This window comes from Yersinia nurmii (assembly GCF_001112925.1).
GTDB classification, from domain to species: domain Bacteria; phylum Pseudomonadota; class Gammaproteobacteria; order Enterobacterales; family Enterobacteriaceae; genus Yersinia; species Yersinia nurmii.
Genome location: NZ_CPYD01000003.1, coordinates 244,102 through 270,894 on the forward strand (window position 1 = coordinate 244,102; position 26,793 = coordinate 270,894).

Here is a 26,793-nt window from a genome sequence, read left to right on the forward strand (position 1 = left end):
TTAGGAAGGCAGAATCGGCGACAGTTTAGACACTTTTTTTAAGCTGATACGGGAAATGAACTCGGTAATCGACAATACCATCGTTGAACGCAAAACCTGCTGATAGCGTTGGTGCTGCATAGCAATAAGAGAAGGTTCGGCCTCTTCTGGTGTGAGAAATGTGGGAACGGGCGGTAACGCGGTAACACAGTGCAACTCCCCAAAGGGGCCGAGAATCTCATCGTCGGTGAAACGATATTCCGCGCCGTCGTGGTTCATCTCTTCACGCAGAGCCATTAAGAGTTCGGCATCTTCATATTCATGGCGGGAAATCACGCCCAAGGCATAAACCAGTTTCAAACGCACAGATAATTCGCCCAAGGGGCCGTCAACAATTAATAGCGGTTCCACGGCATACTTCACCGCATAGTCGTCCTTTCGGAAAACCTGCACCACTAAAATGTTTAAGGCTTCGGCCAGTAGATCGACGGCGGCGATAAGGAAACTTCGAACGGTTTTACCGGCGTTAAGCTGTTCCAGAACCCTATTTTCAAATGCCTGTGCTTTTTCAATCATCTGTTATCTACTACAGTGGTTGGTTAATGGCCATCCTGCGGACTTTTTTCCCCCTCGCATTCACGCGGCAGAAGCCCCGCGATAATGCAAACCCTACTGGGTTATACACCACTCACTGAGATAAATACCCTGTTGTTAAGCCGATATTTAGAGCAGAAAGACGCGTCCCACTGCTCTTATCATCATTAACAAACTTCCGTGATTACTGACGCGGTATTTATCTCCCGACGCAGGTCGGGAGGGCAAATCCGTTGGCATATCCCGTCGTGAGCCGCTTTTGCCAGCTTAACGCGCCAGGTTTTCCTGCATGGCGTTATACACATTCACCGCCTGTTCGACAACCTCGCTATTCGCAGGCAGGCCAGAAACTTGCGCCAGTGCAGCTTTTGCGCCTATTTTATCCAGTAACTCGACCCATTCCTGCGCCTGCGGGTCCTGATCACTGCGATAGCTCATGGCGGCGGCAATGCCTTTCACCAGATTATCGTGGGGCAGATGGTATTCCAGCGTGCCCAATAACGGTTTAATCAAACGATCGCCCGCGCCTAGCTTACGTAACGGCTGACGGCCCACTCGCTCAACGTCATCGTGCAGGTAAGGGTTTTCAAAGCGCGATAGGATTTTATTGATATAGGCAGCGTGTTTTTCAGGGTCAAAGCCATAGCGCTTGATCAGCACTGCGCCGCTCTCTTCCATTGCCCCTTTCACAACCTGACGAATTTCGGCGTCAAGAATGGCATCGCGAATGGTCTGTAGGCCAGACAGCTGCCCCAGATAAGCGGCAATGGCGTGTCCGGTATTCAAAGTGAACAGTTTTCGCTCCACAAACGCCATCAGATTATCGGTCAGTTCCATGCCGGCGATTTGCGGCGGCTGGCCTTTAAACTGGGTTTGATCGACAATCCACTCGCTGAAAGTTTCTACCGTCACCGCCAACGGATCGGTGCTGCCTTCGGCGGAAGGAGGCACGATTCGGTCTACGGCTGAATCGACAAAACCGACGTGTTCTTCCACCCAGGTCTTTTCATCTTCCGGCAACGTAGCCAAAACATGCTGTTTGAACTGGCTGGTCCCGCGCACCATATTTTCACAAGCGATAATATTCAGTGGCTGATTATTACCGGCCTGATGACGGGCAACCAATCCCTGCGCCACGATACCGGCAATTTTTGCCAAAACCTGCGGCCCAACGGCAGTGGTGACAATGTCGGCCTCAGCAATTAGCGCCACAACTTCCGGGCTACCGCTGTGTACCGCGCTGACGTTTTTCACTTCTTCAATGCGTGCCTGCTCACCGACAACTTTGACCTGATAGGATTTACGACGATTCAGTTCATCCAGCAAAGGCTGATTCACGTCAGCGAAGGTCACCTGAGCTCCGGCATCGGCCAATAATTTGCCAATAAAACCGCGGCCAATGTTACCTGCGCCAAAATGTAATGCTTTCATAGTTTTTTACCTTGAATTTGCCGTTGGAAAACGAGGGCCATTGGAGAATTCCGACCCCGATTCGGGCTGCGCAATTTGCTGCGCAGCCGGACAACACTCACCGCCCTCAGGCAGATTTCTTACCGGAGAGCAGGTCTAAAACTTCCTGCACACTTTCTGTTTTGCTCAGGCGCGCGATGACGGAATCATCATCCAGCGCATTGGTCAGGCTGGTGATGACCTGAATATGCTCGTTATTACGTGCGGCAATACCGATGACCAGACGAGCAACTTCGTCCTCTTCATCGCCAAAACTTACGCCATTCGGGTATTGGCAGAACACCACACCGGTACGTAATACGCGGTCTTTGGCTTCTATGGTGCCGTGCGGTACCGCGATAGATTCCCCTAAATAGGTGGAAGTCAGTTTTTCGCGTTCCAGCATGGCGTCAACGTATGCGGGCTCAACATAACCGCCCTTCACCAACTGCTCACCCGCAAAGCGAATGGCCTCTTCTTTCGTTGCCGCATGCAGATTCAGGAAGATGTTTTCTGTACCCAGCTTGAATAGTTGCTCTTCAGAAGCTTCAAAACTGTCATCCAGGGTTTCGATCACTTTCTTCACCAGCGGTGCGCTTTCCGCCTCTTTACTGGCTTCCAGCAGACGAGTCGTCAGATTGGTATACAGCTGGCTATCGAGGAAGTTGGTCAACGAGATGTGCTGTGCCTGCGGGGCGTGACGCATTGCCCGCTCAGTCAGATCTCGGTGGGTAATAACCAGATCGACATCTTCCGGCAAGTTATTGATTGCACAGTTAGTCACGGAGATATGCTTTAATCCGGCATCCTGTACTTTTTTACGCAGAACCCCGGCCCCCATCGCGCTCGACCCCATACCGGCGTCACAAGCCACAATGATTTTGCGCACGGTAGTCAGATCGCCCGCGGCAGCAGCAGCGTTAGCCGCCTGAACGCCTTTGGACTGTTGCTTCATGTTCTGCATGCGGCGAGTCGCTTCTTCCAGATTGTCTTCATCATCTTTAACTTTGCTGTTTTTCAGCAAGATGGCTGAGACCACGAAAGAGACAGCAAAAGCAGCGGCAACCGCCGCAATGTTAGCGAAGTAAGCACCCTTAGGCGTCATTGCCAATACGGCCAGAATAGAGCCTGGAGAAGCAGGAGAAACCAGACCGCCGTTCAGCAAAGTCAACGTGAACACGCCGGTCATACCGCCCAAAATCACCGCCAACAACAGGCGTGGATTCATCAATACATACGGGAAATAAATTTCGTGAATACCGCCGAAGAAGTGGATGATGGCTGCGCCGCCAGCAGATTGCTTAGCATTGCCTTTACCAAAGAACATATAGGCCATCAGCACGCCCAAACCTGGGCCTGGGTTGGCTTCAATCAGGAAGAAGATTGATTTGCCGGTTTCAGTCGCCTGCTGGATACCCAGCGGAGAGAAAATACCGTGGTTGATAGCGTTGTTTAGGAACAGGATTTTCGCCGGTTCGACGAAGATTGAAGCCAACGGCAGCAGGTTGTTTTTAACCATAACATGCACGCCAGCAGCCAGCATTTTGGACAGGATTTCGACCAGTGGGCCGATCGCCATAAAGGCCAGAATAGCGAGCAGCATCCCGAGAATGCCGGCAGAGAAGTTGTTAACCAACATCTCAAAACCGCTTTTGATTTTACCGTCAACCCAACGGTCAAAGCGCTTGATCGCCCAGCCGCCCAACGGACCAACGATCATCGCGCCGAGGAACATCGGCATATCCGCACCGACGATTACCCCCATGGTGGTAATAGCGCCGACGACGCCACCACGTTCGCCACCGACTAAACGACCACCGGTATAACCGATTAGCAACGGCAATAAATAGGTAATCATTGGGCCAACGAGCTTGGCTAAAGTTTCATTTGGCAGCCAGCCAGTTGGAATAAATAAAGCGGTAATAATACCCCAAGCGATAAATGCGCCAATATTTGGCATGACCATATTACTTAGGAATCGGCCAAAGTTTTGCACTTTAACCTTAATGTCTGGTGAAAGCATAAAAACACCCCTATTGGTACGCGCTAGCAATAAGAGCGCGAGATAATTATTAAGGCGGCACTGCGAAATCCGCCGAATTGCTGTATGCAAATTAAACTCTAGCATGGGCTGTAACGAGGGCGTAATCCGCGAAAATTTTGTGATTCAGATCACCACAACCACCCCCTAACTGTGGGTTAATTAGTGATATTGATCACATTTATTCCAATCATCAAAGTGAAATTAGTGCAATTATTCATCACATCATGAATTAAATGTGATGATGATCACCTTTTTTATCGTCTACTTTGTTTTAGAAATGTGATATTTATCACAATAAATTTTCCATCCAAAAAGGAATTAGAGCGGTTGCTTGAGGGACGCTCGGCTTATTAAGCCGTTTCGCAAGAGGGGATATATTTAAACGTGAATTAGTCAAATAGAAGATTGAGTTAAATGATATTAATCAATTGAAATCTATCAATAAAAATATAATTAAAGAAATTCCTAATTTAACACTCTAGAGCCAGCGGTTCTAAAATTGATAATTAATTAGTAAGACTGTCACTTTTACATTGGGTGAACTTGAAATTTACCCAAGGCTAACCTAGGGTTTAATCATAAAGAACAACCGATTAAGCAGTAAGATTTCATTTTTATAAAAATAGATCTGGCCAGCTAATTTAAGGGTAAATGATGAAAAAATATTATCTTATCTGTGGCGTCGGTATACCTATGATTATTCTCAATTCGGCTCTGGCGGCAACTACAACGGGCAGCATTAGTGCCACATTAACGCTGACTAACGGCTGTTTAGTTAACAACAGTGCAGCTACCAGCGGCTTGGCATTAGGTACATTGAGCTTTGGTTCATTCACCACCACCGGATTTACCGGCGGCTCGGCAACCCTTTCGGGAGCTTCAGGTACGGGAAGCAGCGCCATCAGCGTGAAATGCTCCCCTGGTATCACCCCAGTGCTGACGATTACCGGCAGTAATGCGGCTCCGGCCAACATACACGGCACTGTGCCGTCTACCGGCCCGCGCTATTTGGTCGGTACCACCAACACGACTCAGGCGATTGCCTATGGTCTTTATACTTCGAATACTTTTACCACACCGATTGTCAACGCCACCACGGTAACGCCAACCACCACCGGCGATGCCACCTACGGCAACCTGTATACCTTCTTCGGTAACATAACCGGCGTAACCGGCGGCACTGACATTTACCCAGATATTTACACCGATACTATCGGCGTACAGGTAACTTATTAACATCTGGGGGAATGGAGAGGCTATGTGCCATAGAAAATGGGGTTTTGCATTTTTTATCTATCATAGCCCGGCAATCTTAGTATTTTTGGTCTTCCCTGTATTGGCATTGCCGACACAATCCTTTCAGGTCGGGGCAATTATTGCCAATGGCTGCCTGATCAGCGGCACTAATACCGGCGTATTTGGGCAGATTAATTTCGGAACTTATCCGGGCACGTCCACCGCTCAGGTCAACGGTACTTACACGCAAAGCTCGACGATTACTCTCGCCTGCACGCCTAATACCCTTCTCAATATGAGTATTAACGGTGGAGCTAATTACACCTCGACCCGTAATCTTAAAGTCAGCGGACAATCCTATTTAGTGCCCTATTCGCTTTATAACAGCACAACCAATGCGGCTATTCCGATCAATAGCAACGTCGCCGTCAGCTTTAGCAATGCGAATAATATTACTTTGCCAATTTATGGGCTGTTAACTCTGAATGGAAATAACTATTCAGGGCTTTATACGGACACCTTAACAGTGACTTTAACCTGGTGATAAATACAATGAAAAAAATAAACGATCTCGCTAATAACGGTTATAAACCATTTGTTTTATTAATTTTAACCGGGTTTTCCTTCAATAGTTTCGCAACCAATAATGTGTTGATTTGGCCTATCGACCCAGTCATTCCCGCCGATCAAAAGGCCTCTAGCCTATGGGTTGAAAATAAAGGCGATCAAGCCACTATGATGCAGGTTCGTATTCTGGGTTGGCAGCAAACGGCGGGGAAAGAAGGGTATCTCAATCAACAAAACGTCATTGCCAGCCCGCCAATTATTCGTATTGAAGCCGGTAAAAAGCAGTTAATTCGTTTAATCAAACAGGTGAATCCTACTGCAGGACAAGAGCAGGCCTACCGCATTTTGATTGATGAAATCCCTACTCCAACGCTTTCTGCCAAAGCGCAGGAAGGCGCAGGCGTCAATTTTCAGATGCGTTACTCCATTCCACTCTTCGTCTACGGTGATGGATTGGATTACGACAATACGGTCGCAGTCAAAAATACCCATCAGCCACAACTGAGCTGGCAATTGGTAGAGCTACAGGGAAAAAAAATGCTGGAAGTCACCAATAGCGGTGCAATTCACGCGCGTCTGAGCGATGTGAAACTTCAGCAAGGCGGCCAAAATCATCAGGTAGCCGACGGACTATTAGGCTATGTTCTGGCGAACTCCAGCCAACGCTGGCCTGTCAGCGTGAGTTCCGCCAGTTCGCTGACCATGCAAGTCAATAATCAAAAAAATGTCAAACTCAGCATGAAGTAATTTAATAGGGACGATCAGACCGCATACCGATGAAAAACTACCGTCATTCTCCATTTTGGGGGCTGGTTATCATTACGACAGGTTTTTCTGGTATTTATACTGAATCGCAGGCAGATGAAGTGATGTCCGAGCTGCCACCGCCGCCGAGTGCGCTATCGGCCGATCAGGCGATTCAATATCAACTGGAACTTGTTATTAATCAATATGCAACGGGGCAAGTCGTACCGGTTGAGTTTCGGCGTGGGCATTATTTGGTACAGGGAAAGGATCTGGAGCAGGCTGGAATTGTCGCCGAGCACCTGACATTCCCAACGACTGATATCAGTGCCAATCCGAATATTAAACTAAAATATGACAGCGAAAACCAACGCCTGCTGCTCGACATCCCCACCAATTGGCTACCTAATCAGACGCTATCGAATAACATGGGAAACCCAAAATATCAGGCAGTTAGCAGCGCTGGGGCGTTATTCAATTACGATATTTATGCCTCCCGCTACGAAGGTAATAGCCAGTTGGCGGCATGGAGTGAACAACGCCTGTTCGGTACTCAAGGCTACCTGTCTAATTCTGGGGTGATAAAGCAGACGCTGGCCGGTGAATCTATCGATAATAACGGCGGCTACCTGCGCTACGACACCCGGTTTTCCCACTTCGATGAAACCAATGCCGTTCGCTGGCAAGCAGGGGATTTGATCACAGATTCGCTTACCTGGAGCAACAGTATCCGCGTAGGTGGGCTCAGCGTTTCCCGAGATTTTTCTATTCGCCCCGATATCATTACCTTCCCATTACCGCAGTTTTCCGGTCAGGCGGTCGTCCCCACATCCGTTGATTTATTTATCAACGGCAATATGACCAGCAGCAATAACGTTCGCCCTGGCCCTTTTACTCTGACCAACGTGCCTTTTATCAACGGTGCGGGAGAAGCGACGGTCATCACCAATGACGCGCTGGGGCGACAAGTTTCGGTCTCTTTGCCATTTTATGTCGCCAGTACCTTGCTCAAACCGGGCTTATCCGATTACGCATTTTCTACCGGAGCCATACGTCGTGGTTATGGGGTGGATAGCTTTAATTATGGCCCTGCCGCTGTCAGTGGCTCTTATCGCTATGGCGTAACCAACTATCTTACTCTGGAGAGCCACGCCGAAGGCGCGGAATCACTCGCTTTGGGTGGCGTAGGCAGCGTGTTTAAACTTGGGAATCTCGGCGTCGTTAACGCGTCTTACAGCCAGAGCCAAATGCGTGGCCAGAATGGCGATCAGATAAGTTTGGGTTATCAATATAATACCGGCCTTTTCAATTTAGGGACTCAGCAGACATATCGCAGCGATACTTTCGGTAATTTGGCAATTTACGATAATCAGGACGCCAACAGTACCAACAGCGGCAGCAATAATAACGGCGCGGTTTATTCCCTTAGCCGCCGCAGCGCACAATACTCTGCCAGTATTATGCTGAATGAATTCGGCAATCTGGGCGCCGCCTACATTGACGTCAGCGGAAGAAATGACGAGCGGACGCGATTGTTGAATCTCTCATGGAGCCGCACGCTTTTCTCCGGTAGCAATCTTTATATTTCAGCCACGCGAGATATTGGCGCTAGCGGTTGGTCCGGCGCAGTTTCGCTGGTCATTCCATTTGGTGCATTATCCAATACCAGTATTTCCAGCCAGCGTAGTATTGATGGACAAGCTCGTCAGCAGGTGAGCTACAGCCGCGGAATGCCTAGCGATGGCGGCCTGAGCTGGGATCTGGCCTACGCCCATCAATCCAATCAGAAAAATTATCAGCAGGCCAGCTTGAACTGGCGCAACGCCAGCTTTGAATCCAGCATTGGCGCCTATGGAAATACCGGAGATTACACCCAATGGGCAGATTTGAGCGGCTCGTTAGTATTAATGGATAAATCGTTGTTTGCTACCAACCGAATCAGCGACGCTTTTGTATTGGTCAACACCAATAATTATCCCAATGTGAGAGTGCGATATGAAAACCAACTGATTGGCGTGACCGATAGCGGCGGCCATCTTTTGGTGCCAAGAGTCACGTCTTATTACCCGGCTAAATACGATATTGATACCACCGACCTCCCGGCGGGTGTCCAAATTTCCAATACAGAAAAACGGCTTTCTGTGCAGCGAAACAGCGGCTATATGATTAATTTCGACATTAAAAAGTCAAACTCGCTCAGTTTTGTCGCCGTTGACCAACAGGGGAAAAGCCTGCCAGTGTCCAGTCGCGTGTTGAAAAATAATCAAACGCTCACTTATGTCGGCTGGGATGGCATCGTATATCTGGAAGCTCTCGATGCCAGCAATAGTTTGAAAATCATCACCCCAGACGGTCGTCAGTGCCAAATCACAGTGCCTTTTGACGCTTCGGCACCTCAGCCGGTCATACTCAAAAGCCCGATAGTCTGTCCACTTATTCCGGCTCAGGTGAATTAAATGAAAAAAATCATTGGCCTCGCAGTTCTTACTATCGGCTCACTGGTGGGCGGAATCCAAAGCGCTCAGGCGGCCTGTAGCACGACGTCTACCAACGGTTCCTTCGGTACCGCCACCTCTTTTGCCGTCAATACCACGGAAAGTAATACCTCGGGTTCAGTTACAGTAACCTGCGCAGCTCTGAGCATAGGTTTGCTCACTCAAGACTCCATCACCTTATCGCTGGTTAGCTCCACCGCCGTTAACGGAACCAATGCTGCAATGACCGCCGGTGGAACCGATACCATTCCGGTAACGGTCTGCGCAGCCGTTCCTACAGCGACAACCTGCGCTTCTCCGCTGCCGTTAAATGGCGCTAGCGTCACTTTTGGCGGTGCCAGCCTGATCAATCTATCTTTGACTCAAAAACAATTCACTCTACCAATTTATATACAAACGGTGATCGGCTCAAACGTAGCGGCGGGAACTTATACAACCACGTTGGGAATCAAAACCAACTACTCAATCTGCACCACGCTAGTCTGTCTGGGTACATCAGGGAATACCAATGGGCAACCCATAGTCCCGGTCACTGTGACCCTCATCGTCACTAACGACTGCACTACGATCACCGCGCCGCCCGTCAGTTTTGGCACTCAGCCCTTGCTCAGCAGCTTTGCCTCCGTCAGTAACCAGGCTATCAACGTAACCTGTACCAAGGGCAGTATTTATACCGTCAGTCTGGATAATGGGCAGCACGCAGTGAGCAATGTGCGCTATATGTCGGATGGAACCTATTCTATCGCTTACGACATTTATCAGGGCGCAACCAGTACCCGTTGGGGCAGCCTAACGGCTGGTCAAAGTTGGTCCAGCACGACCTCCACCGGTATTAGCAGCGATTTACTGACGCGTAATTTTGCCTATACGGCAAAGATTTTACCAGACCAAACCACACCGCAAGCCGGTACATATACCGACACCATTATGGTTTCATTGTCTTTTTAGCTGCATATAAGGGAAGTCAGGATCTGGTGCAAAAAGCCAAGGGAGGAGAGGAAGGGAAAGTGGAGAAGCACAAAGGGAAAGGCGTTATACCAAGCGGAGTAAATTCTGTCAGGCCACCATCGTCATGGCCTGACATGCACTAAACTGATTATTCCAGAGCAGCCTGAACGCTTTTCTTCGCGGCCGCCATCGCCGGATACTTAGCCACCAGATTGGTCATCATGGTGTTGTACTGTACGGCCTGAGCCTGAGTCGGGAACTGCACGCCACCGTTATTAAAGGTCACCTGTGCGCCCTGCTGTTGCAGGAAATCACCCACTTGTACCAAATCCTGCACGAAGGCAGCAACGGTCGGAATAGCAGGAATCAGTGCGGCAGATGGCTGAGTCACCAATTTGTCGTAAACCTGATTGTAAACCGCCTTCAGATCATCCGGCTGTTTCAACGCCGCATGAGCGGTATCGGCCTGATGCTTGGCAGTTTGAATTTGTTGGGTCAATAAATTGAGCGTGCCTGCCGCTTGCTGTAGCGCAGCACGTTTATTCACGTAATCCTGCGCCACGCGAATTTCATCAATCTGAGTGACGGCTGGTGTAAAACCCGCTTCGATTGATTTATTTAACTGCTGCGAAAAGGTCACTAAAATCGCGTAATCACCGGCATAGTTGCCGAATTTCTGCTTTTGATCTTCGCTCAGCGTTGGCAGTTTCATCCCGCTACGCATGACGGTATTTTGCAAATAGTCGATGAAAGCCTTGCGTTGCTCTGGCTCTTTATCGCCACATGCCGTGAGCTGGAACACCATAAACAGCGCCAAAATTGACGTTAACCAACGAGAATACCTTGTCGTATTCAGTGCAAAAGCCATGTGGAATTACTCCTGTAATAAACGTTTATTTTCACTAGTGTCCGTTCTTATTACCCATCCCTGAATCAATAAGAATAGCGCAAAGGGAGAGGTTTTCTCCCCCTTTGCTTTGACCGCAGGACCGTTACTGTAGCAGCGAAATATCCGCTACCTGCAAGAACAGCTCACGCAGTTTACTCAACAAGGTCAGACGGTTGATACGTACAGCATCGTCTTCGGCCATAACCATCACGTTATCGAAGAAGGCATCGACGTTTTCACGTAACGCAGCCAGTTCGACTAAAGCTTCCTGATAACGGCCTTCGGCAAACAGCGGTTCCAGCTGATCGCGCAGCACCACCAGATGCGTTGCCAGCTGCAACTCTGCGGTTTCTTTCAGTACTGCAGCGTTCACGCGATCGTTCAGCTTATCACTAGATTTCGCCAGAATATTCGATACGCGTTTATTGGCCGCAGCCAGCGCCGCTGCCGCTTCCAGAGTACGGAAATGGCTCACCGCTTTCACCCGCGCATCAAAATCTGCCGGTTTAGTCGGACGACGAGCCAACACCGCCTGAATAGTATCAACGCTATGACCTTCTTCCTGATACCAAGCGCGGAAACGGCCCAGCATGAATTCAACCACTTCATCAACAACTTTGCCGTTAGTCAGCTTGTTGCCATACAGGCGCACCGCTTCTTCGGTCAGGGTTTGCAGATCCAGCGGCAGGTTCTTCTCAACGATAATACGCAGTACGCCCAGTGAAGCACGGCGCAGCGCAAACGGATCTTTATCGCCTTTTGGATGCTGGCCAATACCAAAGATACCTGCCAGCGTGTCCATCTTGTCGGCTATCGCCAGCGCACAAGCGACCGGGTTAGACGGCAGATCGTCACCAGCAAAGCGCGGTTGATACTGTTCGTTTAACGCAACGGCAACGTCTTCAGCCTCGCCATCGTGGCGGGCATAGTGCATTCCCATCACGCCTTGGGTATCTGTGAATTCGAATACCATGTTGGTCATCAAATCACACTTGGAAAGCAGGCCAGCGCGCGTAGCGTGGTTAACGTCCGCACCAATTTGTTCTGCTACCCAACCGGCCAGAGCCTGAATACGGTCGGTTTTATCACGCAGCGTCCCCAACTGCTGTTGGAACAGCACGGTTTCCAGACGCGGCAGATTATCTTCCAGACGCTGTTTACGGTCAGTCTTGAAGAAGAACTCGGCGTCAGCCAAACGTGGGCGAACCACCTTTTCGTTACCGGAGATGATTTGCTGTGGATCTTTAGATTCTATATTGGCAACGAAGATGAAGTTAGGCAGCAATTTGCCCGCAGCGTCGTACACCGGGAAGTACTTCTGATCCCCTTTCATGGTGTAAACCAGCGCTTCCGCAGGAACAGCGAGGAATTTCTCTTCAAACTTCGCCGTCAGCACGACAGGCCATTCAACCAGCGAAGCCACTTCTTCCAGCAGGCTTTCACTCAGATCGGCAACGCCGCCAATCTTCTGCGCAGCCAGCTCGGCATCACGTTTGATAATGGATTTACGCAATTCATAGTCAGCGATAACTTTGCCGCGCTCCAGCAGGATCTGCGGATACTGATCGGCATTATCGATGGTGAATTCGGCTTCACCCATAAAGCGGTGGCCGCGAATCACGCGATCAGAATCAATGCCTAACACGGTACCAGGGATCAGCTCACTACCCAGCAACAGGGTCACGGTATGCACTGGACGAACGAATTGGGTTTCTTTATCACCCCAACGCATCAATTTAGGAATCGGCAGTTTGCTCAGCGCGGTATTAACCATAGCGGTCAGCAACAATTGTGCCGACTGGCCTTTAACGTGGGCGCGATACAGCAGCCATTCGCCTTTATCCGTAGCCAGACGCTCGGCCTGATCCACGGTAATACCACAACCGCGCGCCCAACCTTCGGCAGCCTTGGTTGGCTTGCCTTCGGCATCGAACGCCTGAGAAATGGCAGGGCCACGTTTTTCAACTTCACGATCGGCCTGAGCCGCGCTCAGATTGGCTACTTTAACCGCTAAACGGCGAGGAGCAGCAAACCAGCTGACGTCACCGTGAGATAAATTGGCGTTATCCAGCTCGGCGGTCAGGTTGGCAGCAAAAGATTCTGCTAGGGAACGAAGAGCCTTCGGCGGCAATTCTTCCGTGCCGATTTCCACCAGGAAAGTCTGTTGAGTCATGACAGCCTCTTAGTTCTGATTCTTTTTGCACATAGGGAAGCCAAGGGCTTCGCGGGAAGCGTAGTACGCCTCGGCGACAGCTTTGGTCAGCGTACGGATGCGCAGAATATAGCGTTGACGCTCGGTCACAGAGATCGCTTTACGTGCGTCCAGCAGGTTAAAGGTGTGACCTGCTTTCAAAATGCGTTCGTAGGCCGGCAACGGCAGCGGATTTTCCAGCGCCAGCAATGACTGGGCTTCTTTCTCATACTGCTCGAAGCAGGAGAACAGGAAATCCACATCGGCGTATTCGAAGTTATAGGTTGATTGCTCAACTTCATTCTGATGATAAATATCGCCGTAGGTGGTTTTACCCAATGGGCCATCACACCAGACCAGATCGTATACGCTGTCCACGCCCTGGATATACATCGCCAGACGCTCTAGGCCGTAAGTGATTTCACCCGTAACTGGTTTGCACTCCAGTCCACCGACTTGCTGGAAGTAAGTAAACTGGGTGACTTCCATACCATTCAGCCACACTTCCCAGCCCAGACCCCAGGCACCCAGCGTTGGGTTTTCCCAGTTATCTTCGACGAAGCGAATATCGTGAATGGTCGGATCCAGACCCAACTCTTTCAAGGAACCCAAATACAGCTCCTGAATGTTGTCTGGTGAAGGCTTAATGATCACCTGGAACTGGTAATAATGTTGCAGCCTGTTAGGGTTCTCGCCGTAGCGACCATCGGTCGGACGGCGGGAAGGCTGCACATAGGCAGCAGCGATTGGCTCTGGGCCAAGCGCCCGCAAGCAGGTCATTGGGTGGGAGGTACCCGCGCCGACTTCCATGTCCAATGGTTGAACAATGGTGCAGCCTTGGCGCGCCCAATATTCCTGTAACGTCAGGATCAGGCCCTGAAAGGTCTTGGTATCAAACTTTTGCATGTTGGATTCGCACGCGATACAAGTGGATAAAATGGAATGAATCAGTATACCCGCTGACCGTAAGATATACAGCCAGAATCCGGCGAGATGTGTAAATCAGAGGGGATTTGTTGATTAAATATCCAGATAAAGGGCGTGAAATAACGTATTAAACCGGAAATAACCGGCGAGAGCCTTAGGTAAAATAATAGAATTCCGATGAACTAATTGAATCAATCTATGAGTCGCCTGCGGAAATAGCACGGTCAGAACCGTATCCACTGATATAAACCGAGCGGTAATAAGTACCGGTAAGATACGGCCTGAAACTGTTAATAACGACAAGCTCTTTCACCGCCAGCCCCTTATTTTAATCAGCAATCCAGCAGTGCCATGCCAATGGTGACCACGCGACCGAATCGGTATTCTGGTCACGGCGGCGCCCTATCGGAGGAGCAAGGATCGGTTCCCAGGCACCCTGCTCGATAAAGCAATGATCCGATTTTTGGTCATCGCACAGATATGGGGAGGTATCACATGAAAATGCCCCTTCACCCAAGGGGTAAGCGGCAAGAGTATGAGAACAACCGAGGAGTAACCCCAGCCCAAAGGTACACACTGACGACATCTTCAGAATAATTCTCTTAGATAACATAATATACGCTCCTATATAATTATACATTGCAACAATAATGGTATTTAATGCTGCAATTGATTAATTATTAACCAACAGTTATCTGCGTCAAGTTTCTGCCCAAATATAAAATGAGTAGGTTGCTTATCAGCCACCGAACGGCGATTATCCTCCTGCCGAGCATCTCATAGAGGAAACAGTAAGATGGCTTTAGAACGCTGTGGTTGGGTCACTGCCGATCCGTTATATCTTGCCTATCACGACAAGGAATGGGGAATTCCTCAGCGAAACAGTCAGGCGCTGTTTGAGATGATCTGTCTGGAAGGACAACAAGCCGGTTTATCTTGGATTACCGTTTTAAAAAAGCGCGAAAATTACCGAAAAGCTTTCCATAATTTCGATCCTCACTTAGTCGCCCAAATGGGGCCGGAACAGGTGGAAGTATTAGTGCAAGACAGTGGCATTATTCGCCATCGTGGGAAGATTCAGGCCATTATTACCAACGCTCAGGCATATCTGGCTATGGAGGCTAACGGCGAAGATTTCTCCGAATTCATTTGGAGTTTTGTCGATAATACGCCGAAAGTTAATCACTGGTGGAGCCTAGCAGAAGCCCCCGCAACCACCCCTGTGTCAGATGCCATGTCCAAGATGCTAAAAAAGAAAGGCTTTAAATTTATTGGTTCAACTATCTGTTATGCCTTTATGCAAGCCACAGGCTTGGTGAACGATCACATGTGCAACTGCTTCTGTCATCCGGATAACGCCAATAAATGATTCGTAAAGCGAATACGGAAGACCATAATGCATTGATCGAGTTATGGTTACCAAGCACCATCGCTGCTCACCCTTTCGTGCCAGAGAGCTACTGGCACGAAAGCCTTGATTTGGTAAGCAATACCTATATTCCTCAGGCCAGCAACTGGATATATGAAACACCAAATGGCCCCGTTGGATTTATTAGTGTATTGAACGAGCAATTGATTGGGGCGCTGTTTATTGAGCAAAACTACGTCGGTCAAGGCATTGGCCATGCTCTCATGCAACATGTGCAAGCTCGTTATCCTGTGTTAATCCTTGAGGTTTACCAAAAAAATCAGCGAGCCTATCGCTTTTACCGTAAGCACGGGTTTAACGTTTCAGAGCGATCTTATAATGAAGAAACGGGAAATTATATTTTAACCATGCATTGGGTAAATCATCAGAGCTAAAAATAAATATTAGTGACTATTTTCCTATTAAGACCATTAAATTTTAATTACTTACTACTATTGACTTCGCTAAAAATAAAAAACTAAATGTTATTGGGTAGGTTAACATTCAAATACCCGCCTTATAAAAAAACACAGTGTAATAAATCATTTTTATATAGACCTAAACTTTCCTCGTCAATAAAACCCGAACCGATAATGAAATATTGTTTGTATATTCACATTTCATTAAAAACAGCGACTGAATGGAGCTATTACTATGGGTGATAAAACTAAGGCCCCGTTACTTTTATTCTTGCTTTCATCCACCCTATCCTTAGCCGAAGACGGGATATATTTCGAAGGTATATCTCAACAGGGACCCGTGTATGAAACCGAAAATAGGCAAAATGAAGAAATATGCTTTTACTCAAAAGATTATTTCAGTGGGGAATCATGGTGTTTACCCCCTAATAGCAAACTGGATCAGGAATCTCTCGCCGCTCATCCGAACATAAACTCTATACGAATACCTGATTACACTCAGGTTACGCTTTACCAGAATCAACGTGCTCTTACGCTGGTTGACAGCATCACTAACCGTGGCCTAACGTCCTTATTACCGAATAAAAAAATAACTCATATTGTTACCACCAATAAAAACTCGCCAATTTGCACATCACAATGTGGGATATCACAGAAAATCATTATTCCTGTAAATGATATTTACCCCAATCACACTCAAGAAAAAAAGGGGAAAGAAAAAATTATTTTATTAAGTTTCGCTATTAACAAGGACAGCTCATTCAATATAAACGTCACCAACAAGTTGGATATCACTGTCAATGCGTTAAGCCTAATTATTTATTCCATAGATAATAATCTGAACACTAGTTTCAAGGTGAGCCCACAATCTACGCAATTAACCTTTCTTATTCATTTCAAGAGTCAGGGGCTGGAGATTCATTACTTAGAAAGTACCCGTTCTCAACCACGTTATCTCTCTCCTCGCATGAGACTTGATCACTCATTTCTTTCTGCGCCAGATACGGAGCACGCCATCGCTATTTATAACGGCAATGGAGAAAAAACATTATTGATGGAGCATCTCGTCATGGCAGAAATTGATCGCCACAGCAGATATAAGCGAGGCTCCGCCGGTATATTAGGTTGCCTGGTATCCGGTCCACTTGCGCTTTACAACGTAGTCATTCATGGGCGTTGTAATCAGGTCGAAACCGCCTGGCACAGTATAAAAAGCTTTTTTGCAGGGAAAGATGAAACTCAAATGACGCCGATCGCGGGTAATGTCAACCCGTTAAAACCTCTGCTTAATCAGACGAATACTCAACCAGATGATACCTTCAGTCTGCAATTAACCCGCCTCGATATGCAATTGCATCAGCAGTCTATTACTCTGCCTGCCGTAGCGCGTTATTGTGGTACTACGCTGGAATATACCCTAAGTAGCCGTTATCCACGTCAAACTCCACCGGCATGCCACTACTGGCTGGCTTCTGTATTACAAGACTTTACTACGCTGTTTGGCCGCAGCTTACATACCTGGTCAACCGAATATCTCATACAGATAGTGAATGGTATTCTGGATAGGCAAACCATTGATAGTGACAATGAGGCTCGCAGTGCGGTAGCTAGCAGGCCGGAAACCAGCCAAAGATTGATTCAAACGATTATTGATTCAGCAAATATCTACGAGCGCTCTCAGCTTATCGATCATATTACTGATGCTTTTCATCATGCAATTTTGAATTATGCAAACTATTGCGTTTCAGCTCATTCAGCCGCTCTCAATAATAGTAGCGATAGCAACTCAAGCGAAGCAGAAACTGCCTGCGCTGCTCCACGGGATGCTCAAGATCTACCTTTAGGGCATTACGAACTGTTGTTGGAACATTATCAACATCAGGAAACTTTACCGCATATTTTACGCAATGGTGCTTGGGTAGTACCTGAAGAACGCTTTGAAATACAAATTTTCGAGAACTTATCAGCAGCACCCGAAGCAGACCAACGTGCGTTGCATAGCACGCTATCCGCATGGCGGGAAAGATATACTCTGCTCAATCAAGTCATTTCTTCATACCCTCCAGAACAGCAAGAGCTAATCAATTTGGGTCAGGAATTAAATCAAATATTACAAAAAAATCAGCAACAAAGCCTTACTGGCTATCAAAATTATCTGTGGGTAATTGTACGTTTAAACGGGGAAATTGTTAGCCTGACACTGGCTGACTATGACGGTGATAATATCGAAATTGCAGATAGAGACAGCATTGAACTCGCCCTCTCATTAACTAACCCACTTTTTGTTATTGGATCCAACCACGAAGGTACTATCAGAGGAAGTGGAACAGCCGGTGCAAGAGCATTGGCTCAATATATGAAAGATAAAGGAAAGAAAAAATTATTTTCTCTCGTGGTTTCAAAACCATCCGCAAAAGTAAAAATGAAAGTCGGTTTTAGATTGCACACTGAAATGTAAACTATTATTAGTTATAATTACTCAGAAAAAATGCGCCAAGACCCTCTTCATAAAAGAGAGAAAATAGATTTAAAGGAATATATCAAACTGCCCCCCTTCCAAATCATTAAGAATCGCGAGTCACATTAAAAAACGAAAAAAATAAATGAAATCTTGATAATGAGTAGAATTATATTAGCAGAGCAGAAAATGCCGCTGTGTAGGCTCTCACTCGCCATTTTAAAAAATGAATGTAAAAAATCAACCTCTGATGTTTCTTCTCAATTTTCATTCAAAATAAAAATAAAAATCGGATTCAAATATGATAAACGACAATATTAATAAAAAACTCATCCTGCCTAATCTCTCTACCACCTGTATCTTTGTTTTTTGATAAAGACACCTTTAGTGATTTCCTGTTAATAACTACTCATCATATATCTAAACTCACATTTAACTTGTCACCTCATCAGTGTGACAAGTTAAATTGTTTATCTAATGATAATAAAGTCACATTTCCACATCATAAATAACAAAGCAATTAAAAGGGATTAATATGTATAAAAATATACTGATTTCCATCCTGTTTTTGGTTGTATTAACAGGAACACCGAGCATAGGTTTATCCCAGGACTTACCTTACACAAATGGGGTAAATGATATAGGACCTACATATGCTTATGAAGAACCCGGAGTTGAAGGTGGTTATACGTTAATGCAACCGGAAGAGATATTTTATCTGGACATAAATGATCATTTTTCACAGGATTGGCAATCAAGACAAGGAATCTCCGTCAGTAACCCCTATTTGGATTGCGATACAGACTGCACAATATTACTGAGAAAAATTATCCCACTAAGCGATATATTTACTCAAGCCGCTATTGACCCGAGTCATTCCAGTCAGCAAGTCTTATTAAGTTTTGCCCTAACCGAAACCAATGAGTTCAATTTTAGCATTGAACAATATCTGAATATAATCGTTACTAAAGATAGTGTCCGTCTGCTTGGCGGTGCTTCGCCAAAAAGCATTGAAATCCCCCTTAATCATCAATCCAATCAGCTCACTTTTCTTTTCCACGTTCAAGACCAACAACTCTCTATGAGTTATATGGAGAGTGACAACACACAACAGCGCTACCTTTCACCCACAATAAATCTGGAAAAGAAAGAATCAGAAGAAATAAATTATTGGCCGGATATCGAGATATTCAACCTCAATCCTAGCAATCCTCTATTACTAAAGAAAATACTATTAACTAGTCAGAGCGCTCAAAGCCGCTTTAAACGCGGCATCGCCGGAAAAATAGGTTGCTATCTGTCTGGCCCATTGGCACTTTACAATCTGGTGGTACAAGGGCATTGCACTCAGGTTGAATCTGCATGGTCGAGCATAAAATCCTTCTTTGCCGGAAAGGACAGCACAAAAATGGTGGTGATTGCAGGGAATCCCATTCCGCTAAAACCGACGGCGCCTCCTCACTCTGAGCACACTGAGAACCTGAATGCCTTCGAGCTCACCGTTTTGAATACCCACCTGCATAATCAAGCACTAACGTTGCCTGCCGTAGCCGATTTCTGCCATACATCGATAAATGAAATCAAAGGTGCTCGCTATCCGCGACAAATCAGACACACTTGCGCCAACTGGCTATCCGTCGTGTTACAGGATTTCACTTTGCTATTCGGCAATAGCCTGCGTACCTGGTCCGCAGAGTATCTGACCCAAACGCTAAATGGTATTTTGGATCGTCAGGCAATTGATAATGATAACGACGCCCGAGATGCTTTTATTCGCCAACCTGCCGCGGGCGTGCGACTCATCCAAACCATTGCAGATATTGCTGATAGAGAAGGCCGAACCGAAGTTATTGAGCAAGTTAGCGGGGCATTTACCCATGCGGTCCAGAATTATACCAACTATGTGATCACTCAACCGCCCTCCGGCCCCTGTACTCCTTCCTGTAGCGATTCAAGTTCAAGTCATAGCAGCTGTAGTTGTTCCGATTGCGATATAGATTCACCATTAGCGGCTCAGGAATTACCGCTCGGAACTTATCAGTTGACGCTCTCCACCTATGTTCCTCAACATACGCAACCGCTGATTTTACAAAATGGATTATGGGTAGAGCCAGCGCAAGGTTTTGATATCGAGATAATCCGAGGTACCTTTGCAGAAACTCGCCAACGACGATATGAATTGATGGAGACAATCCAACTATGGCGTAATGCATACATCGAAAAAAGAGTGTATTGCAATAAATACGGGAATTTCCCCACGCAAATAGAGACGACACGCTACGCCGGACAGTCCACCAGCAGTCTTATCCGCAGTACCTTGCAGTACTTTGACGAAAATAACCTGATTGCAGTAGTCCGATTTAATAACCAAATTATTAATGTGAGCGCGGTATCTCGTTTTTCTGATTTCGATGGAGACGCAAGCATCATACGAGCTAAGATTATTGCCACATTGACTCACCCTGCCTACGTTTTAACCCCTAATAATGAAGGTACCGTCCGCCGTGCAGGTACGGCCGCTCTGCATCAACTCATCCAGCAACTCATTGCCGATGGCGTTCAAACGCTTAGTACGCATGTCATTTCAACGCCCTCCGCTATTGTGAAAAAACGCCTAGGCTTCAGTTTTATCCCTGATAAACCCTATGTCATCCCGCCAACACCTAACAGCGATCTTTAGCCACCGGCTCTCCGCCCTGATAATTTCTTATTCTGGGCGGACAACCATTTCAACATTTAAACAGCAAACTTTTCGTGCGCTCTTTGACGATAAACCGGCCAAAAACCCACATTACGCGGCACTATCAGAGTTTTCTCAATAGTATTCTGTGACGTTTTACCGGATAACGATGCCCATCATTTTCAGCTTCCAAACCCTTATCGGGAGCTTGCTTCAAGTTTTAGTGACGGCGGACAATTTCTTTATGAAACCCCCGTTGATAAACACATTTAAGGACATCACATGCAAAAACGCACGCTTGCCATTGTTGCTGCACTCTGCGCAACGTTGACTCTATCGGCCTGTACTACTAACCCTTATACCGGCGAATCTCAGGCTGGAAAATCTGGCTACGGTGCCGGTATCGGAGCCTTAGTAGGCGCTGGCGTGGGTGTTTTATCCTCCTCTAAAAAAGATCGCGGCAAAGGCGCACTGATTGGCGCAGCGGCAGGCGCAGCGCTGGGTGGTGGTGCCGGTTACTACATGGATGTTCAAGAAGCCAAACTGCGTGACAAAATGCGTGGAACCGGCGTCAGTGTCACTCGTCAGGGTGACAATATCGTACTGAATATGCCAAATAACGTTACCTTCGACACCGATAGCAGCAATTTGAAACCGGCGGGTGCCAATACCCTGACTGGCGTGGCTATGGTATTGAAGGAGTACGAAAAAACGGCGGTTAATGTTATCGGTTATACCGATAGTACCGGCGCTCGCGCTCACAATATGACGTTGTCCCAGCAACGTGCCGACAGCGTAGGTAGCGCATTGATCACTCAGGGCGTAGCGGCTAACCGTATTCGCACCATTGGCGCAGGCCCAGATAACCCAGTGGCAACCAATAGCACTGCGGCGGGTAAAGCACAAAACCGTCGAGTCGAGATCACTCTTAGCCCGCTGTAAGTGACAAAAAAGGTGACGGCTCATAACGTTCTGGCCGTCACCACTTCACACCCAAAACGTTCTCGCCTCAGAAAATCCCCGATAAACACCGCCACCGCGCAAAAATAACCCGTATCAATACCCTATGGATTTCACGTTGTGGCAAGGCGGCAACCGAAATAATCTCCAGGAGCTTAGTCCACTAAGTGACTGGGGTAAGTGAGGGAAGCCAACACCGCCACCGCGTGAAAGATGACGGTTATTTGTGATAATCTGCCGCCAGTTACCCTTCCAGGACTAAACCGTGAGCAGTACGAAAGGATCGCGCCCATCTGGGCGAACAACCATCAATGATGTTGCTAAGAGTGCGAAAACTGGCAAGACTAGCGTCTCTCGCTATTTGAATGGCGAACATAACCTGCTGTCCGATCGATTAAAACTGCGTATTGAAGAAGCTATCACTAAACTGAATTATCGACCTAGTCAGGTTGCCCGCAGCCTGAAAAGGGGGCGAACCCGATTGATCGGCCTGATTTTGGCGGATATCACCAACCCTTACTCTATTGACGTTATGCGTGGTATTGAAGCCGCTTGCCGTGCTCATGGCTTTACCTTGCTGATGTGCAATACTAACAATCAGGTCGAACAAGAGCAGCATTATCTGCAACTGCTGAGCAGTTATCAGGTGGAAGGGATTGTGGTTAATGCCGTTGGGATGCGGGAAGAGGCGCTATCGATGCTGCAACAGTCGCGCCTGCCGATGGTGTTGATCGATCGGAAAATCGCCGGTTTCTCCTGCGATATGATTGGTTTGAATAATGCCGAAGCGGCAATCATGGCTACCAATCATTTAGTCGAGCAAAACTATCAGTCTATTTTATTTCTTAGCGAGCCTTTGGGGCTGGTTAATACCCGCCGAGATCGCCTGATGGCGTTCAAAGCTGCGATGGCGGTACATCCTGAGCGTGCGGCGGAACACGCTGAAGTCACGCTGGAAGATAGCCAGCGAATCGATGACATTGTCGGTCAGTTCAACCAAAAACATGGGGATAAACGCCGTGCCATTCTAGTGGCTAACGGCAGCCTAACCCTGCAACTGGCACGCACCTTACGCCACAAGAATATTCAGTGGGGCATCGATATTGGCCTGCTCGGTTTTGATGAGTTACCTTGGGCGGAACTGGCTGGCGTAGGGATTACCACGCTTAAACAACCTACTTATCAAATAGGTTACGCCGCGCTCGAACAGTTAGTGAAACGCATGCAGGGAAGTGATGAACCTCCGGCTGATATCATGTTTTCTGGCGAACTGGTGATACGCGGCTCGACACAGCTTTAGTCCATCACTTTTGGCTCGTCACAATCCGATAAACACAGCGGCGGGAGCCAGATAAAATGTGCTCGGTACGCTCCACCGGTGCTTGTAAAGCCTGCCGGAAAACCTCTAACTCCGCGCGACAGAAGCCCTGACAACGGGTCGCCGCGGCGCAAATCGGGCAATGGTTTTCAATCAGTAAGATAGAACCATCTTCCTGCATTTCCCATTCGGCCATATAACCTTCGCGCGTACGAATAGCCACCAGCCGTTCCACCCGTTCACCAATATTACTGGCTCCTTTCATAGCCTGGCAATATTGATCGCGAGTTTCTTGTTCGCGGGTATCAATCAGCAAATTAAGAGCATCTTCGCCTAACTTAGTGCGAACCATACGCAGTAATTGCACGGTTAATTCGCCATGAGCATCAGGAAATCGCGCGTGACCAGCATCGGTTAATTGCCACAGTTGAATCGGCCGTCCGACGCCTTTAGCCTGAGCGACCGCAATCACCAGACCTTCTTTAGCCAGCTTGACAAACTGCTGACGCGCCGCTTCCCCTGTGGTTCCAAGGATCTTGCCCGCATCGGTTGCCTGTAGTGGGCCGCGGGTTTTCAGCAGCATCAGCAAGCGCTCGGCGACAGATTGCGTACTTATTGCCCCATGGTCGGTGATATTCATATAACTCCCGATATTAAAAACATATTGCCATTTACCAAGCATATGCTTGACTTATTAACCCTGCACGACCACAGTTATTCCAAGTTAACACTTGTTTAACTCAGTCTATCACCAAATCTTACTCAACAACCAGTCGTACTGGTCAGGATAACCACTGTGCTAATGAATGATGCGAGCCGCTGGAGCGATTTATTCTCCGGGAAAAATGCGGTTTTTGCCTTTGCGCTGTCGGCGGGCGTCGCGTTACACGCCATTAATATTTATATCGTAACAACCATTTTGCCGTCAGTGGTGCTGGATATTGGCGGGCTTAATCTCTACGCCTGGAATACCACGCTCTTCGTTACTACATCGATTCTTGGCTCAGCACTTTCCGCTCGCCTATTAAGTCGCTATGGTCCACGCGCGGCCTATAGCCTAGCCGCTTCGGCCTTTATGCTCGGTAGCCTGCTATGCGCTATTGCGCCAACTATGCCTATGATGCTGGTAGGCCGTGCAGTTCAAGGACTGGGCGGGGGTTTTCTGTTCGCACTCTCCTACGCCATGATCAATCTGGTCTTTCAGCAATCTCTATGGCCACGGGCGATGGCGCTAATTTCTGGAATGTGGGGCGTAGCTACGTTGATTGGCCCGGCAATAGGCGGCGTTTTCGCGGAAATGGGGGCGTGGCGTTTAGCGTTTTGGCTCTTGCTGCCGGCTACACTGCTGTTTGCAATATTCACCTGGCGAATTCTACCGGTGGGAACAAAACGTACCAAACCGTCCTCATCCCTACCGATAATCCAGCTGATACTGTTGACGACGATTGTACTAACCGTTTCAGCCAGCAGCATTGCCACTGATTTGCGCTATAGCGCCATAGGCATTACCGTCGCCACCCTACTGCTCACTTTAATGATCCGCATCGAGCGCCGTTCCGCCATTCGTTTATTACCGCAGGGCGCACTGCGTCTGGGCTCGCCGTTGGCAGCTTTGTACATCACCATGTCGTTACTGGCGCTTGGTATAACCAGTGATATTTTTGTGCCCTACTTTTTGCAGACTCTTCACGGCCAATCCCCGCTGGTTTCCGGCTATCTTGCCGCCACGATGGCCGCAGGCTGGACGGTTGCGGAAGTGCTGAGCTCCGGCTGGAAGAAAAACGGGATTCGCTTAGCCATTATTAGCGGGCCAATTATCGTTTTGCTGGGGTTGACCGCCTTGGCGATTTTGCTCCCACAAAAATCTATCGGCGACTGGCTAACCCTCGCACCTATCGCTCTCGCTCTGACGCTGGTCGGTTTTGGCACCGGCTTTGGCTGGCCGCATCTGCTTACGCGGATTCTACAGGTCGCCGCGGATGAAGATAAAGACATAGCCGGCGCCTCCATCACTACGGTGCAAATGTTTGCTACCGCTCTGGGCGCCGCACTGGCAGGTTTGGTGGCTAATATTTCTGGTTTAAACGATCCCGGTGGCGTTGCCGGTGCAGCCAGTACCGCACATTGGCTATTCGCTCTATTTGCCATCGCGCCGCTGCTGGCAATTTTTACCGCAATCCGCTGTGCGGCCATTCGTCAACCGATCGCAACTCTTACCACATCCGAACTGCACTAACTCATAGCCCGTAGAAAGTGGTCATATCCAGGCAGCCATGACTCCTTGATCTTTAGGGGGTAATGGCTGTTATGCTGGCTGGGCTTGAAACTTACTTATTCTTAGTTAGCCGGAGTGTGTAATGAAACCTTCTGTCATGTTGTATAAGCCCCTTCCTGCCGAACTGCGCCAACGTTTAGAGCAACATTTTACCCTACACTGCTTTGACGGACTGACATCGGAAAACCCGCAACCACTTCTTTCAGCATTGGCAAACGCCGAAGGCATCATTGGCTCTGGTGGCAAAATAGATCAGGATTTTCTTGATAAAGCCCCACGCCTACGCGCCGCCTCCACGATTTCTGTTGGCTATGATAATTTCGACGTCGAGGTACTTAATCAGCGGGGCATCGTCTTGATGCACACTCCAACCGTGCTAACCGAAACCGTTGCCGATACCATGATGGCACTGGTTCTGGCTACCGCTCGACGGGTAGTGGACGTTGCTGAACGGGTTAAAGCCGGCGAATGGCAGGATAATATTGATTCCAGCTGGTTTGGCGTCGATGTACACCATAAAACCCTAGGTATCTTAGGCATGGGTCGTATTGGTCTGGCAGTTGCCCAGCGCGCGCATTTCGGTTTTAGTATGCCAGTGCTCTATACCAGCCGTCGGCCCCATGCAGAAGCCGAGTCACGCTTTAACGCCCGTCATTGCGATCTGGATACTTTACTCGCTGAATCAGATTTCTTGTGCATCACCCTGCCGTTAACAGAACAGACTTTCCATATGATTGGGTCGGAACAATTGGCAAAAATGAAGTCCAGCGCCATTCTGATTAACGCGGGGCGCGGCCCGGTAGTCGATGAACAAGCACTGATAGACGCACTGCAAAACGGTACTATTCACGCCGCAGGGCTGGACGTTTTTGAGCAAGAACCGCTGCCACAAAACTCGCCACTGCTGAAGCTAAATAACGTTGTTGCCCTGCCGCATATTGGCTCCGCTACTCACGAAACTCGCTACGCTATGGCCGCCTGCGCCGTAGATAACTTGATTGCCGCGTTAACCGGCACGGTGACTGAAAACTGCGTTAACCCGCAGGTTATTGAAAAATAACCAAGAGAGATAGCCGCGCCCCCAATACGTTAATAAGCCGAACGGGCCTATAACTGCTTATAGGTCAGTCGGTTAGTTTGGCGACTGATGATAAATCCCCCGCTCATCCAGCCTTCTCCTCCCTGAAAAAACAATATGAGGATGAGGCTATT

The 26,793-nt window shown here is 48.1% G+C and carries 21 protein-coding genes; 13 read left to right on the forward strand and 8 right to left on the reverse strand.

The window, feature by feature from the left end:
• The 3 genes from AD970_RS05840 to AD970_RS05850 form a co-directional block, all read right to left on the reverse strand.
• Complete coding sequence (locus AD970_RS05840) at positions 1 to 555, reverse strand: MltR family transcriptional regulator (RefSeq protein ID WP_049597379.1); 555 nt, start codon at positions 553 to 555, stop codon at positions 1 to 3.
• Positions 556 to 840: 285 nt separating this feature from the next.
• Positions 841 to 2,004, reverse strand: a complete 1,164-nt coding sequence (locus tag AD970_RS05845) for a mannitol-1-phosphate 5-dehydrogenase (protein WP_049597380.1) — start codon at positions 2,002 to 2,004, stop codon at positions 841 to 843.
• A 106-nt stretch (positions 2,005 to 2,110) separates the two neighbouring features.
• Positions 2,111 to 4,045: a PTS mannitol transporter subunit IICBA gene (locus AD970_RS05850; RefSeq protein ID WP_049597381.1), complete on the reverse strand. Its 1,935-nt coding sequence runs from the start codon at positions 4,043 to 4,045 to the stop codon at positions 2,111 to 2,113.
• Between the two features lie 714 nt (positions 4,046 to 4,759).
• Between AD970_RS05850 and AD970_RS05855 the strand changes: the two genes are divergently transcribed.
• The 5 genes from AD970_RS05855 to AD970_RS05875 are packed head-to-tail and all read left to right on the forward strand — an operon-like array spanning position 4,760 to position 10,056.
• Positions 4,760 to 5,302: a spore coat protein U domain-containing protein gene (locus tag AD970_RS05855; RefSeq protein ID WP_049597467.1), complete on the forward strand. Its 543-nt coding sequence runs from the start codon at positions 4,760 to 4,762 to the stop codon at positions 5,300 to 5,302.
• A 22-nt stretch (positions 5,303 to 5,324) separates the two neighbouring features.
• A complete protein-coding gene (locus AD970_RS05860) occupies positions 5,325 to 5,846 on the forward strand; it encodes a Csu type fimbrial protein (protein WP_049597382.1) in 522 nt (173 codons plus the stop codon).
• An 8-nt stretch (positions 5,847 to 5,854) separates the two neighbouring features.
• Positions 5,855 to 6,616 (forward strand): fimbrial biogenesis chaperone, encoded by a 762-nt coding sequence (locus AD970_RS05865; RefSeq protein ID WP_049597383.1) that lies wholly within the window; start codon positions 5,855 to 5,857, stop codon positions 6,614 to 6,616.
• A 29-nt stretch (positions 6,617 to 6,645) separates the two neighbouring features.
• Positions 6,646 to 9,069: a fimbria/pilus outer membrane usher protein gene (locus AD970_RS05870; RefSeq protein WP_053215261.1), complete on the forward strand. Its 2,424-nt coding sequence runs from the start codon at positions 6,646 to 6,648 to the stop codon at positions 9,067 to 9,069.
• Positions 9,070 to 10,056 (forward strand): Csu type fimbrial protein, encoded by a 987-nt coding sequence (locus AD970_RS05875; RefSeq protein ID WP_049597384.1) that lies wholly within the window; start codon positions 9,070 to 9,072, stop codon positions 10,054 to 10,056.
• 148 nt (positions 10,057 to 10,204) lie between these two features.
• Here the strand turns inward: AD970_RS05875 and AD970_RS05880 are convergent, their stop codons facing one another.
• The 4 genes from AD970_RS05880 to AD970_RS19550 form a co-directional block, all read right to left on the reverse strand.
• Entirely contained in the window at positions 10,205 to 10,924 is a 720-nt protein-coding gene (locus AD970_RS05880; RefSeq protein WP_049597385.1) for a DUF3053 domain-containing protein, read from the reverse strand.
• 124 nt (positions 10,925 to 11,048) lie between these two features.
• Positions 11,049 to 13,118, reverse strand: a complete 2,070-nt coding sequence (gene glyS, locus AD970_RS05885; protein ID WP_049597386.1) for a glycine--tRNA ligase subunit beta — start codon at positions 13,116 to 13,118, stop codon at positions 11,049 to 11,051.
• A gap of 9 nt (positions 13,119 to 13,127) precedes the next feature.
• Positions 13,128 to 14,042 carry a glycine--tRNA ligase subunit alpha gene (gene glyQ, locus AD970_RS05890; protein WP_049597387.1) on the reverse strand — a complete coding sequence of 305 codons (915 nt, stop codon included), beginning with the start codon at positions 14,040 to 14,042 and terminating at the stop codon, positions 13,128 to 13,130.
• 349 nt (positions 14,043 to 14,391) lie between these two features.
• Positions 14,392 to 14,676, reverse strand: coding sequence for a hypothetical protein (locus AD970_RS19550; protein WP_157045460.1), 285 nt, complete (start codon positions 14,674 to 14,676; stop codon positions 14,392 to 14,394).
• Positions 14,677 to 14,859: 183 nt separating this feature from the next.
• On the opposite strand from AD970_RS19550, the gene AD970_RS05895 reads away from it, so the two are divergent.
• From AD970_RS05895 to AD970_RS05925, 6 genes are all read left to right on the forward strand, one after another.
• The gene (locus AD970_RS05895) at positions 14,860 to 15,432 is read left to right on the forward strand and encodes a DNA-3-methyladenine glycosylase I (RefSeq protein ID WP_049597388.1); all 573 of its coding nucleotides are present in this window, start codon (positions 14,860 to 14,862) and stop codon (positions 15,430 to 15,432) included.
• Positions 15,429 to 15,866, forward strand: coding sequence for an N-acetyltransferase (locus AD970_RS05900; RefSeq protein WP_049597389.1), 438 nt, complete (start codon positions 15,429 to 15,431; stop codon positions 15,864 to 15,866). The genes AD970_RS05895 and AD970_RS05900 overlap by 4 nt, the downstream gene beginning before the upstream one ends.
• A gap of 259 nt (positions 15,867 to 16,125) precedes the next feature.
• Entirely contained in the window at positions 16,126 to 18,348 is a 2,223-nt protein-coding gene (locus AD970_RS05905; protein ID WP_049597390.1) for a hypothetical protein, read from the forward strand.
• A 535-nt stretch (positions 18,349 to 18,883) separates the two neighbouring features.
• Complete coding sequence (locus tag AD970_RS19555; RefSeq protein WP_157045461.1) at positions 18,884 to 21,028, forward strand: hypothetical protein; 2,145 nt, start codon at positions 18,884 to 18,886, stop codon at positions 21,026 to 21,028.
• Between the two features lie 282 nt (positions 21,029 to 21,310).
• Positions 21,311 to 21,970 (forward strand): OmpA family lipoprotein, encoded by a 660-nt coding sequence (locus AD970_RS05920; RefSeq protein WP_049597393.1) that lies wholly within the window; start codon positions 21,311 to 21,313, stop codon positions 21,968 to 21,970.
• Positions 21,971 to 22,253: 283 nt separating this feature from the next.
• On the forward strand, positions 22,254 to 23,288 hold the full coding sequence (locus AD970_RS05925) for a LacI family DNA-binding transcriptional regulator (protein WP_049597394.1): 1,035 nt from the start codon (positions 22,254 to 22,256) through the stop codon (positions 23,286 to 23,288).
• Positions 23,289 to 23,292: 4 nt separating this feature from the next.
• Here AD970_RS05925 and AD970_RS05930 read toward each other — a convergent pair whose 3' ends face one another.
• On the reverse strand, positions 23,293 to 23,946 hold the full coding sequence (locus AD970_RS05930) for a helix-turn-helix transcriptional regulator (RefSeq protein ID WP_049597395.1): 654 nt from the start codon (positions 23,944 to 23,946) through the stop codon (positions 23,293 to 23,295).
• Between the two features lie 162 nt (positions 23,947 to 24,108).
• Here AD970_RS05930 and AD970_RS05935 point away from each other — a divergent pair, with 162 nt between their 5' ends.
• Positions 24,109 to 25,542 (forward strand): MFS transporter, encoded by a 1,434-nt coding sequence (locus tag AD970_RS05935; RefSeq protein ID WP_049597396.1) that lies wholly within the window; start codon positions 24,109 to 24,111, stop codon positions 25,540 to 25,542.
• A 121-nt stretch (positions 25,543 to 25,663) separates the two neighbouring features.
• Positions 25,664 to 26,641: a glyoxylate/hydroxypyruvate reductase GhrB gene (ghrB, locus tag AD970_RS05940; protein ID WP_049597397.1), complete on the forward strand. Its 978-nt coding sequence runs from the start codon at positions 25,664 to 25,666 to the stop codon at positions 26,639 to 26,641.
• The last annotated feature ends 152 nt before the right edge of the window (positions 26,642 to 26,793 follow it).